The sequence below is a fragment of the Pseudomonadota bacterium genome (assembly GCA_039033415.1).
In the GTDB taxonomy this organism is placed as follows: Bacteria; Pseudomonadota; Gammaproteobacteria; order Xanthomonadales; family SZUA-38; genus JANQOZ01.
Window position 1 is genome coordinate 41939 of sequence record JBCCCR010000002.1, and the last position, 12933, is coordinate 54871.

Here is a 12933-nt window from a genome sequence, read left to right on the forward strand (position 1 = left end):
TCGGTGAACGAACTACAGGATATTCAAGACTTTCTTTCCTCCTGCTCGCCGTTCAACGTTTTGCCCGACAGCGAACTCGAGAGCCTTTGTCGCAGCATCGAAATCAGCTACGAACCCGGCAATTCGGTGGTCTTGCCCATCAGTGCGGAGAACTCCGAACTCCATCTCATCCGGCGCGGCGCTGTTGCGCTGCTGGACGCCAACAACCAGCTCATCAGCAAACGGGGCGAGCGGGAGGTGTATGGATACCCCTCGATGCTGACCGGTACACCCACGCGGCTGCTCGCGCGGACGGCTGAAGACTCGCTGATCTATCACATCCCCGAAAAGAACTTCCATCAGCTGCGGCGCGAGTTTCCAGCGTTCGATCGATTTTTCTCCGCGGCGCTGACCGAGCGGGTCAGCGACGCATGCCTGCCCGAGGGTGCCGGCCAGGGCCTGATGGCCAGCCGCGTGGACCGGCTGATGAACAGCCCGCCCGTGACCGTTCATTGTGACCTGAGCGTGCAGGATACGGCGGGGGTGATGGCCGAGAAGGGCGTGTCCAGCGTTATGGTGATCGGCGACAGCCTGGCTGAGCTCCTGGGTATCTTTACCGACCGGGATATGCGGCGGCGAGTCGTCGCCGCCAGACAGGAACTCTCCCAGCCTGTTTCCCAGTTTATGACGCCCGAGCCAGTGACGGTCGACGCTGATGATCCGGCGCTGGAAGCCCTGCTGACCATGAACGATTCCGGCATTCACCATCTGCCGGTTCTCCGCGATGGTGAGCTGGGCGGCGTCATCACCCTGACGGATCTCTACTGCGCGCTCAACAATCACCCGATTTACCTGAGCGCCAGCATTCGACGCCAGCCCGACGCAGCGTCGGTAGCGGAAGTCAGCCAGCGGCGCTTCGATCTGCTCGGCCAGCTGATCTCCATGGGCATGAGCGCCCGGGCGATCGGCAACATGATGACGTCTGTCACCGATGCCGCCACCCACCGCCTGGTCGCTCTCGCGGAAGCGGCGCTCGGCGCACCGCCCCTACCCTATGCCTGGGTTTGTTTTGGCTCCCAGGCCAGGCGTGAACAAACCGGGCGCACCGACCAGGACAACGGGATCATCATGGCTCGCGAGCCAAACACCGAGGAGGCAGAGTATTTTCGACAGCTCGGGGAAATGGTGTGTGACCACCTGAACGACTGCGGCTTTGTGCATTGCCCTGGGGAGATCATGGCCAGCAACCCCCAATGGCGGCTGTCGCTCAACGGCTGGCAGCAGCAGTTCGCCGAATGGATCGACGCGCCGGATCCCAAACCCTTGATGTATGCCTCCATCTTTTTCGACCAGCGTGCCGTGTGCGGCGAAACGTCGCTGGTAGAGGAACTGTCGGCGTTCATCTTTGAACGAACAGGCGGCAACAGCATCTTCCTGCGCTTCATGGCCGAAAACGCCCTGAGCCAGCGGCCGCCGCTGGGGTTTTTTCGACGCTTTGTCCTGGAGCAGGACGGTGAGCATGGCGAAACCGGGCTCAACCTGAAGCTACGGGGTGTTGTCCCTATTATCAGCCTGGCCCGGATGCGCGCCTTGGAAGAGGGTATCGCGGCGCCCGAGACCTGGGAACGGCTGCGCGACCTGGATGAGCAGGCGAACGAGTCCGTCGCCAGCCTGCGCGACGCCATGGACGTCATTGGCCAGGCCCGGCTGCGCCATCAGCTTTCGCAATGGGAAACCGGCGAAGCGGTCAGCAACTGGGTCAACCCGGACGAGCTGTCGTCGCTGGCTCGTCGCAACCTCAAAGCCGCTTTCACCATCGTGGCTGACGCCCAGGCCGCCATGGCCAGGCGTTACCGGCTGGAATAGCGGGTGTTTTCAGCGCTGTCTCTTCGGATGCGTCGCCGCCGCTATCGACGCTTGGTTTCCGATTCGCCCCTCACCCATTTGTGGAGCACCACCCGCTGCGATGTCGACTATGAGAGCGTTCTAAGCCTCGATTTGGAAACGACAGGCCTGGACCCGAAGAACGACGACATCGTCAGCATGGGCTGGGTTGCACTGGAGCGAGGACGGATTCGATTGAGCACCGCCAGTCATCTCCTGATCCGATCGAGCGCGCCCATCGCGCCGAGCGCAACCATTCACGGGATCCGCGAGATGGATCGCCAGCAGGGTATTGACGCCACTGACGGCCTCGCGCAGCTGCTCGACGCCATGCACAACAGGACGCTGCTGGTCCACGGCGCGCGACTCGATATCGGCGTACTTGATCGCTATTGTCGCGCCGCTTACGGCGCGCCGCTGCTGATGCCCGTGATCGACACGCTCGCCCTGGCACAGCAGCGAGCTGCCAGAGCCAGCCAACCACCCGCGCAGGGTGCGCTTCGGCTGATGAGTCTGCGGAAGCAACACGGCCTACCTGACGCAACCAGCCACAACGCGCTGGGTGATGCGCTGGCAACCGCAGAGCTCGCGCTGGCGATGCTGCCGGAGCTTCGCCAGACGAGTTGAGCATTTGACGATGCGAGCACGAGGCTCCGCTGTGTTTGTTGTGGTCTATCTCAGGACAACCCGATCTCGTTCCTTCTTTCGTATCGCCTTGGCCTCAGCGGCCATCTCGGAGAGGACTCTTTTCCAGTTGATAAACCGCATCGCCTTGCTGCGTTCCGAGAGTCCAAACGCAATGCCCTTTTTGATGCGGTAGTACCGTTTACCCACGCGATTGGATCCGAGAGATTTGAGGAGAGGAACATCGGGCATGGCCGGATCGAACAACGTTAACCGAAACCTTCTCGGGTACCCGTTGACATCTTCTACCCAGCATTTTGCTTCGATACGGTATCCCTCATAACGGCCATCGATCTTTAGATCAGGATCGGAGGTGTTAAGCGTGTCGATCACTTCGACAGGCTCTTTGAGCGTAGCGGCCAGCGGCTCCATGATTTTGAGCCATTTGCCGCGCGTCTTTTTCTCTCGGCGCGTTTGCCCCCACCAATAAAGCAGCCCCAGACCGCCGCCTGCCAACAGCACTTCAAAGAAGCTCATTTCTTCCATCAATGAAAGATAGCAGAGCGTCTTGCTATTCATCGGAAAATTCGAAGATTAGAAATCGCTAAACCCGAATTGAAGGTGAGTGATATATCGGAAAAACTGTACGAAAAAGACGGTAACGAAAATCGCGATACGAGGGATGAGAATCGCGCGTCGGGCCAACGACTAAAACAGGCTCGGCGGACGGAATGAGGAATAAACCAGAGGAAACGAGATGTTCACCAAAACCATCAAGCGAGCGGCAGCAGGGCTGCTGCTCTCAAGCATAGCCTTTTCCGTAGGCGCCACTAGCAAGCTTCCCGTTTTTCAAACACCCGACCTGAAAAACTTTGCGGAAGCTGCCCTGGACATGAAGAACGGCCGATATGACTCCGCCATGACCAACCTCCGGGATTCGGCACGCTTCGGAAACAAAACAGCTCAGTATTCGATCGGCATGATGTATATCTACGGCACCGGCGTCGAGCGAAACTGGTCGCGGGGACATGCGTGGCTAAAGCTTTCCGCCAGTCACGCAGAACCAGACTATGTCAGTGCGCGCGATCAGGTCTTTGAACAGCTGGACGAGGCTGAGAAAACCACCACGGAAGATATTCATCGAGAACTGGCTACTATTTTCGGCGACTCGGCGGCCTTGGAGCGCCGGGAAAACTGGGTACGCAAGCAGCGTCGAACGGTAACTGGCTCAAGAGTAGGCAGCACCGCGGCTGTACAGGTTGAGGTCAGCGACCACCGCGGCTATACCTGGCCGGTGCCTGGCCCGGTTTATTTCGAAATGCTCGAAGAAAGTTACGTGTTGGACTTTCGTACTCGCATGGGCGAAGTTACCTACGGCGAGCTAAACCTCATCGAGGCCAGCAACGCCAGCGAAAAGTCTCAGCTTCCCTAAGCTCCACCGAGTCTCGCGTACACGCTACGGCCGGCCTTTGGCCGGCCAACAGTGGCTGGGCGCTCAAAAATGATCGGGCGGTTTCGGTTCTCAGGCCCCACACGCAAATCGCGTGTCGCGCTACCTGGCCTTCACCTGCCCCGTAGTGCTTGCTGAGTCGACACACTGATCGATTTCGGTTTCCTCAGCATTACGCTGACTCTGAATTTCCAGATCGATCAGGCGCAGCTCAGACTCAAAGCCGATGTTGAGCAGCGAATTAAGTACCTTCTTCTGATAGTCAGTCAGGTCGCCACGCAGCTCCAGCTCCCGGATACAGATCGCGAAGTAGCGTTTCAGGCCCTGGTCGAGCTCAGCGATGGTGCGCTTGCGGCTCCGTTCGCGAATCGTCGCCGTCTTCTCGCGGGCTTCCGCGTTGGCCCGGCGATTTTCTGCGTCCAGGTGATCAACGTAACGGTCAATCGCGAAGCGACTCGCGCCGTAAACGGCGATCGCAATGCCCGCCGGCGGGAATACCGCAGCGCCGGAAGAAATGGACGCTCCGAACAGCCCGACGCCGGCCGCGTTCACCACGCCGTCGGCAATCACCACACCGTCGATAGGCTCGGTGCGGTTGGCCGTGTCGTAAAGATACTTGCCGGCCCCGACCAACGCGAGCGGGCCGAGGCCCGGTGCGCCGGCGGCATCCAGCAAACCGCCACCGGCAATGATGGCATCCAGGCCAGTGGACAACGCCTTGGACTCAAGACCCGAGGGGTCGACGAGGCTTACCGGGTTGTTGCCGACGAAACCGTAAAGGTTGGAGTCACGGCCGGAGATTCCGAGCGGATCGGGTGAGGTGAAGCGCCCGGTGACCGGGTCCAGCCAACGGGCGCGGAATTGGTACAGGCCGCTCTGCGCATCGAGCGGTCTGCCCTGGAACAGGAATGGATTCGTGACGGCAGCCACATTCTGGGTAAGATTGCCGAAGCTGTCGTAGCGATAGTCGTTCACCACGGAACCCGTTGCGCTGGTGACGGCGAGCACCGAGCCAACGTAGTCACCGTGATAGTAGTAACTCTGGCCATCGCGCTGCATGCTGAGCGGCCGGTCTAACGCGTCGGAGAACTCGTAGCGCGCCAGGAGCATCCCACTCCCGTCGTACTCCAGGCGTCGGTTGCCGCCGTCGTAAATGAAGTAGCGCTGAACGCCGTCCTGATTGACGCCGAAGAGCCGGCTCAGGCCATCGTACTGATAGGTGGTCACCGCCCCATCGGTGGCCGTGTGGCTGAGGAGCTGGTCGAGCGCGTTCCAGACAAACGTTTCGCTGTAGGAGCTTCCGAGCTCGGTGCGGCTGACCAGCCGACCGACCTCATCGTAGCCGTAGCTGAACGTACCGTCAGCGGTCAGCCGGTTGCCAGCCTCGGTGGTGTAGGCGACCGAGAGGTGTGAGGCGACGCGATTTCCCTCAGGGTCATACTGATAGGCCTCGCCGTCGCTGGTGGCGATCACCTGTCGTTTGGCGTCATAGGTGTACGTCACGGGGCTGCCGTTCAGTGCTCGGCTCGCGACGTCACCGCTGCCGTTGTAGGTGTACTCCAGGTCGATAAACGGCGTCCCGGGAAGGCCGTGAGTCATTCGATCCAGCCGACCGGTGATTGCGTTGTAGCTGGCATTGACCTCAACGCCATTCGGATACCGAACCTGCGTGGTGCGGCCGTAGCTATCGTGGCTAAAGCCGATTACCGGGCCGGCTGCCGTGGTGAGCTGCTCGATCAGACCCGACGGGCTGCGTTGATAGCCTGAAGCGGCGCCCGTACTTTCAGCAAGGCCGGTGCGATAGCCGAGCCGGTTATGAGCGTAGGTGAAAGTCACTTCAGGCTGCGCACCTCCCGGCCCGGTCACTGCGCTCGACATTTTGCCGTCAGGGCCATAGGTGAAAACCAGTTCGGAATCGCTGTCCTCGGCACTCAGCAGGTTGCCGACACCGTCGTAGCTGTAGCTGATCGTATCGCCGCCAGTGCTGATGCTCTCCAGGCGCATCGTTGGGGTGTAGGTGTAGTCGACGACAGCGCCGCCGGGCCGCGTTCGGCGCACCATATTGTTCAGCGCGTCATATTCAAACAGCTCGGTCTCGCCCGCCGCATCCCTGATCTCAGTGCGGCGACCTAGATCATCGTAGGTAAAAAGGGTTTCGTTGCCGCTACCGTCAGCAATTGACGTCAACCGCCCGCTGACGTCGTAACGGTAGCTTTGGATGTTGCCGAGCTGATCGATTGTTCGCACCAGTTGTCCGGCAACGTCGTACTCGTTGTCGACCCGGCCACCGGTTCCCTCGATGGCGCTGAGCAGGCGACCACCAGGCGTGTACGTAAAGCTCCGGGTGCCGATGCTCGGCGAGCGTACCTGCGAAACCCGTCCCAGGCTGTCGTAGTCATATTCCCAGCTCTCGCCGCTTTCGTTTTCGCGCCGGATCACGTTCCCGCGGTCATCGTAGTCGCGACGCCGCGTGTTGCCTGCCCGGTCGGTGGCGGTCAGCTCCCGGTCGCGGCTATCGTAGGTGAATAGCTGGACGGCCTCCTCGGCCTGACCCACCGCTGCGGTGGTCGTGGTGATATTGCCGGCCGAGTCGCGAACGTAGCTGATCACCGTGCCGTCCCCGTTGGTGATGCTGGCCACGTTGCCCATCGCGTCGTAGGTGTAGTCCACGGTGTGAGTGTTGGCGTCGGTGAAGGTTTGCAGTCGACCCTGCGCGTCGTAGACGAAGGTCTGCTCGTTTCCGCCCTGATCCGTCAGGCGCGTTGCGCGTCCACCAGCGTCGCGTTCGATCAGCGTTTCGTTGCCGTTGGCGTCGATAATTCGCACGGGCTCGCTGACCATCGGGTCGTACTCGAACAGGGTGGTTCGCTCCAGCGGCATGCCGGACGCTTCGGTCAGCCGGACGAGATTTCCGTTGTCGTCATAGCTCTGCACTGTCTCCACGCCGTCGGGCGTGATCTCTCGTGTCAGATAGCCACGGGCATTGTAGAACCGTTCGGTGCGCAGCATCGTGACCCCACCCTTGCCCGCTGCGGCCTGGCTAACCTTGGCGGGCAGGCTGCTGAGATCGAACGGCTCCTCAAGGGCCTTGATGCGCAGGCAGCGGTCGGCCTCCAGCTCCTGACGACGCAGGTCCGCATCGGTCAAGATTGCGCGCGTCCCGCCGGGCGTGCCAAAGCCAGCGCTGAGCAGCTCGGAGGTCAACGGCTGCAGCGTGTGCGCTGAACCGTCCGGCTGGGAGATGCGCTGCAAAGCGCCAAAGGGGTCGTAGCCGAAGTCCGTTCGGTTGCCCAGCTCGTCCACGGCGGCCGTCATGCGGTGCCTCGAGTCATATTCGAAGCTGCGGTTCGAGCCGTCGGGGTAGTCGATGCTGATCAGGTCGCCGTTGGCGTCGTGAGTCAGGTCGGTTCGACGGCCCGCCGGATCGGTGATCGAATCCATCCGCCCGCCAGGCCCGCCATAGGTGAGTGAGGTACCGCCGCCGTTGGGGTCGGTTACCGACGTCAGCTGGTTCTGGCCGTTGTAGCCATAGCTGGTGACCCCGCCGTCGTCGTCGGTTCGCGAGGTGATATACCCGTCAGCGTTGTAGCTGTTGTGCGCGCCCGTCGGGAAAAAGCGGGTGAACGTACCGTCCATGTTGTCCTGCAGACTCACCGGATTGTTAGGGTTAGCCCGAAAACCCATCACTTCGGGGCCAGGTACAGCCGGGTACAGCAGCAGCGCTTCCTGATGCATCCCGGCAAGGTCCGGCGCACCATCGCCGTTGTAGTCGATCGCCACGACACCGCGCACGTCGAACGCGCTCCCGGGAAACGCGGTCGGGATGAAATTGCCGCTGCCGTCATTGCGCAGCGTCGCAAAGTGCTCGTCGTCATCGCAGCCGACAAACAGATCCAGATCGCCATCGCCGTCCATATCCGTGGCGTCGATACCAATCACCTGATCGCAGGTGGGCGTCTCGAGCTGGCCGCCAAAGGTCCCGTCACCGGCGCCCAGCAGCACCCGGACCGGGTCGTTGATCACCGTATTGGTGGACGTAAAGCCGGCCGCGATGTCCAGGATGCCGTCGTTGTTGAAGTCGGCCAGGAACGCGTCCTTGGGCGATTCACCGGAGGCCGGGGCGTTAAACGTGGACATCATTTCGCCCGTGATACCGCCCAGTCCGTCGCCGAAATAGACCCATACCTCGTCGCGGAAGTTGGTCGCCACGACGTCGATGTGCCCGTCACCATTCACGTCGCCGAGCATCATCTCTTCCGGCAGGTCGTTGCTGCTGGTTTGGAACGAAGCGCCGGCGATAAACGGATTGCCGCCCTGTTCCACAACGCCAGGCTGAGGCGCCGCGTTAAGCAGCAGCTCGACCCGGCTGTCCGAACCGTTGATGCGTCGATACACCACAAGGTCGTCCAGCATGTCGTGGTTCAGGTCGCCGGAGGCGAGCTGGCGAGCGTTGGGAGCCGGCACGTTGACGCGGGTGGAGAGCAGATCGCCACCGCCGTCGTTCAGGTAGAGCGCAACGTTCGCGCTGCTCGGATCGGTGCCGCGGATCAGGTCCACGTCGCCGTCGCCGTCGAAGTCGCCGCCGGCCAGCTCGCCGACCGTGCCCACCGTGTTAAACCGGGTCCGGTCAAAACCGCTGCCGGTATTGAGGTACATGTCGATGCTGGTTCGGTTCACGATCGCTAGATCCGTGACGCCGTCGTCATTGAAGTCGGCTTTGACAAACTCCTCCTCGGCGTTGTTGCCGCCCAGCGTGAGCACGGTCTGGAAGGGGAAAAAGTTGCCGTTGCCCTCACCGGGAACCACCGCAAGGTGGTCAGCGCCGCTCTGGCGACCCACAACCACCAGGTCGAGCGCGGCGTCGCCGGTGAACTCGCCAACCGCCAGTCCGCCGGCCACGGGGACAGTAAAGGGATTGAATGTCTCCGGAAATCCACCGCTCCCGTTGTTCATGAGCGAGATCGCCGCGTTGCTGCCCTGGAGCGACACCAGCACGTCGGGGTGGGTGTCGGCATCCAGGTCCGCAACCTCAATCCGAAAGGAGTTGCCCAGGCCCAGCATTTCGCTGTTGAACTGGCTGAACCCGCCGCTGCCATCGTTGACCATCGTCACCACGGTGTCGGTGCTGGTGTCGAGCAGCACCAGATCCGCGTGACCATCGCGATTGATATCCCCGGCCTCGATATCGACCGGCCGGTCGGTGGGGTTGTAATACGTCGGTGGCCCAAAGCCGCCGCTGCCGTCGCCAAAGTAGACGCCAACGCTGCTGCTCGCATCGCCGATAAAGACCACGGCCAGGTCGGGATTGGTGTCACCATTGAAGTCGCCAGAGATGCCGTCTCGGGTGTTGCTCCCGACCGATAGCGTCAGCGGAGGCAGCCAGCCGGCACCCGTATCGGACAGCACCACGTCGTAGTTGGTGTCGGGATTGACGTAGGTGTTGTTGTGGTTGGGATACGCGATGTCGGAGCGACCGTCTTTGTTGAAGTCCGCCACGAGCACTTCACGCGCATTGCGGATCCCGGTGCCGGTGATACTGAGCGGCGTCTGGAACGTTCCGTCACCATTGTTCAGATGCAGATCAACCCGATTGCCGACCGTCACCAGATCATGGGTGGGGCCGGCATCAAAAAACCCGCCGGCCATATTGCTTGGGATGTTTCCCGGCCCGGTGTCGAAACGGATCTGGCTGAACTCACCGGTGCCGTCGCCTAAGAAAACCGTGATGTGCTCATCGGTATTGACCGAGCTCGAGAACCCGGTGTTTGCAACGGCGATATCGAGGTTGCCGCTGCCGTCAAAGTCGGCCACCACCGGATCGCTGTGCCCCTTCGGGAAGTTGACGGGAAAGATATTGAGCGCAATCTGCCCGCCGAACCGACCCGTACCGGCGCGCTGGGCGCGATAGACAAAGCTGGAGGCATTGCCGTCGACCAGCACCGCGGAGCCGTCTTCAGCGAAGTGCAACCGCTCGTGACCCAGCAGCCCCCAGCCCGCACCAAAGTCGCTGCTCATGCGATTGACCAGGGGCACCCGACCGGTCCGGGTTGCGGTGACGCCGCTGGACTGGAAGCGACCGGTCAACCGGTATTCGTATTCATGCAGCCCGGTCGGCAGCGTTGCAAAGTCGATCTGTCCTGCGGTTCGAAACTCCTCGCCGGGGCCCGGCAGGCCCTTGCCGTAAGCCTTATTGGCCGTAGATGAGCCGGTACTGGTAGCGCCGCTCACGCCGCCAACCCGCACCTGGCTCTGCACCGACGCCGGCGCACTGCGGGGAACGTCTGAGGTCGATACCAGCGTGGTCAGCCCCGACGCGGCGGTGGAGTTGTAGCGAATGTCGTAGGCGGTGCGCCCGTTGTCGGTTCGATACGACACCAGCTCGGCGTCATAGGGCAGCTCACCGGAAATCACGTCCGGCGCCAGCCTGGCTAGCAGCCGAAACTTGCTGCAGTAGTCGCAGTCCTTGTCCTCCGGCACCTCCAACCCGGTCAGCCTGGCCAGCGGCCCGTGCCAATCGGCGGCGATTACGCCGCCGGAGATGGTGCGGATCTCGTTCCCGTTCACCTGCCCCTGGCCGACGACAGCAAACTGGCCCAGGCTCGGATCCAGCGACCAGATGTCGACCTCAACGCCGTTTGGCAGACCGTCAGTATTGGGGAAAAAAATGGGTACCGGCTCATCAAAATACACGCCGACAGGCTGGATCGTGATCAGCGTTCCAAAGCCGAGCTCCTCGGGAAGCGCCGCCGGCGCAACCGCGTCCGGCACCAGAGAAATCGACATCTCGCCGGTGTAGTCCGATCCGTCGGGCGACTTCGCCGTATTGGGCGGAATCTCGATGCGGATTCCCAGCGTATCGTTACGCACTACGGTCGTGCTGTTCGGGTCGACCGTGGTGAGACTTTCCGCCGCAACGCGAGGCAGAAAGAAAGGACGGTCAAACTCATTAATTACATCCGGAATCAGGCTGATAGCCTCCCGGAAACCGGCGTAGGGTGCACCGTCGGGCGCTAGATTGGCCGTGGCCGTGGCAATGTCGAGCAGCACCAGCCCAGACGGTACGTTGGCCAGCGTAAAGCGGCCGTCCGGACCGGTGGTGTCAGAAACCCCGCTGTCCAAGATGGAGACCACAGCGCCCTCCACGGCCCGCTCGGTCCCGTCGGCGGTAAAGTCAGTCGTGTCGAGCACGCGCCCCGTGATGGTCGTCACTTCGCCCATCGGCATCTGCACCGAAAGCGTGACAGCCTCGGTATCCATCGCCTTGCCGTCCGTCACCGCAAAGGTCACGGGAAAATCCGCGACCTGGGCTTCGGTGGGTCGAAAACGCAGCTCGCCGGACATGCCGTCGTAGGATGCACCCGACGGCAGCGGCGCGGCGGAAAACAGCAGCGCGTCGCCGGCATTGGCGTCCGTGGCGGTCGTGGTGAGTCGAAGCTCGCGGCCGAGCAGCACGGTTTGGGTACCGATCATCGACAGTACCGGCGGCTGATTAAGGGCCGTGATCGGCGTGCTGACGGGCGAGGACAGATTGCCGGCCCGGTCGATCGCCACTAGCTCCAGCACATCCCCTTGGCTGCCCACCACCTGGGTCAGGAAACTCCCGCTGACGCTGCTGGGTATCACCTGAATAGCGCTTGACGCGGTGTTGGTGATCCGGACCTGCGCCCCGGCTTCGACCGCACCAACCAGCCCCTCGGTACGCGCGGAACCGCCATCCGGCGGCGTTATGTCAACCCGCAGCAAATCGACTGCGGCCGGAGGCACCGTGTCCAGAGTGAGGAACACCAGCACAGAAATCTCTCCTCCACCCTGCAGCGTGGCCCTGAATTCAAAAGTGTTGTCACCCTCAGTCAATGACACGGGGACGGTGAAGCCACCGGCGTTGATGCTGACCGGCGCACCGTCGAGGGTCAGCGTGAGCACATCACCGGTCACGGTGCCCTCCAGAACAACATTCGGGGTGTTGACGAACGCCCCGTTCAAGGGAGCCAGGAGATCAACGGCCAGCGCCTCGAAGCTGTCGAAAAACACCAGATCAAGATCACCCTTGGCGGCCAGCGCAAGGATGGCGTCGGAGCGCTCCAGGAACAGTTCGACCGAGTGGTCTCGGGGCGAGAAGCGAAACACCTGACCATTGAGGCAACCGAGCAGTAGCTCGTTGCCCAGTGCGGTGATTGATCGGACCCGGCCGCAGCCGAGCTCGAACGCGTCGAAGCGTATGACCTCATCACCCCGGTGATCCAGGGCGACCAGTCCGTCGCCGGCCAGCCAAAGCAGGGAGCCAAGAACGGCAAAGTCTCGGAAGGCAAACGTCGTTCCCAACGGCCGTTCGCCGAGGACCTCACCGGCGCGATCGAGTAGGTAAAGCGTGCCATCGGCCGCATCGGTCACCATGACAAGATCGTCGGAAGCCAGCAGGCCGCGTGGCAGCCGGATCGCGTTCGGCAGGCCGATCCGGTGAAGCACCTGACCGCCGTCGCTCAGAACGGTGATCTCTCGGCTTGCCCAATGACCAAAGTAGCGGTGCGTCCCGTCAACAGCCGCGGTGTCTGGGACCGGATAGTGAAACCACGGCTGACTTTCCCCAGCAACCGACCGCTTGGCGGCCAATCCGTCTTCGGTGGGGCGCAGCGTGAGCGTTTCCTGAGCGACCGGAGTCACCACCAGCAGCGTCTCGGCGGACCGATCAGGCGGCTTAGCCAGTCCTTGTGCTCGCGCCTCCGGCGCCAGCAATAAAGAAACAAACAGCCAGACTGCCGCGGCCGAGCTCAACGGTATGCGAGCCATCGCCCTATCCTCCCAGCGGGTTTCCTCATAGTGTCATGCGCAAGACCTGAGGTTTTTGCGCCAGGAGCTGGATGGAGAGGCGTATCGTCGGCGCTAACGCCTAAACCTTGTCTGGAGAATTGGGCCGAACCCGGACGTCATCGGCCGCCCCGTCACCGGGGCGCCGATCGCGAAAAGCCGCTGTCTGGGGCCCGAGACCCCCAGTTCTT

The 12933-nt window shown here is 62.0% G+C and carries 5 protein-coding genes; 3 read left to right on the plus strand and 2 right to left on the minus strand.

The annotated features are described in order from the left end of the window. Positions 1-3 precede the first annotated feature (3 nt). On the plus strand, positions 4-1845 hold the full coding sequence (locus AAF358_01890) for a DUF294 nucleotidyltransferase-like domain-containing protein (protein ID MEM7704271.1): 1842 nt from the start codon (positions 4-6) through the stop codon (positions 1843-1845). Between the two features lie 3 nt (positions 1846-1848). Then, complete coding sequence (locus AAF358_01895) at positions 1849-2490, plus strand: 3'-5' exonuclease (GenBank protein MEM7704272.1); 642 nt, start codon at positions 1849-1851, stop codon at positions 2488-2490. A gap of 45 nt (positions 2491-2535) precedes the next feature. On the opposite strand, the gene AAF358_01900 is transcribed toward AAF358_01895, so the two are convergent. Then, positions 2536-3066: a hypothetical protein gene (locus AAF358_01900; protein ID MEM7704273.1), complete on the minus strand. Its 531-nt coding sequence runs from the start codon at positions 3064-3066 to the stop codon at positions 2536-2538. Between the two features lie 178 nt (positions 3067-3244). Here AAF358_01900 and AAF358_01905 point away from each other — a divergent pair, with 178 nt between their 5' ends. After that, entirely contained in the window at positions 3245-3919 is a 675-nt protein-coding gene (locus AAF358_01905) for a hypothetical protein (protein MEM7704274.1), read from the plus strand. Between the two features lie 120 nt (positions 3920-4039). On the opposite strand, the gene AAF358_01910 is transcribed toward AAF358_01905, so the two are convergent. Continuing rightward, a complete protein-coding gene (locus AAF358_01910) occupies positions 4040-12724 on the minus strand; it encodes an FG-GAP-like repeat-containing protein (protein MEM7704275.1) in 8685 nt (2894 codons plus the stop codon). Positions 12725-12933: the final 209 nt, after the last annotated feature.

Bases quoted from the DNA above. Each gene is read 5' to 3' on its own strand.
- AAF358_01900 (MEM7704273.1), bottom strand. From the start codon at position 3,066: ATGAATAGCAAGACGCTCTGCTATCTTTCATTGATGGAAGAAATGAGC.
- AAF358_01905 (MEM7704274.1), top strand. From the start codon at position 3,245: ATGTTCACCAAAACCATCAAGCGAGCGGCAGCAGGGCTGCTGCTCTCA.
- AAF358_01910 (MEM7704275.1), bottom strand. From the start codon at position 12,724: ATGGCTCGCATACCGTTGAGCTCGGCCGCGGCAGTCTGGCTGTTTGTT.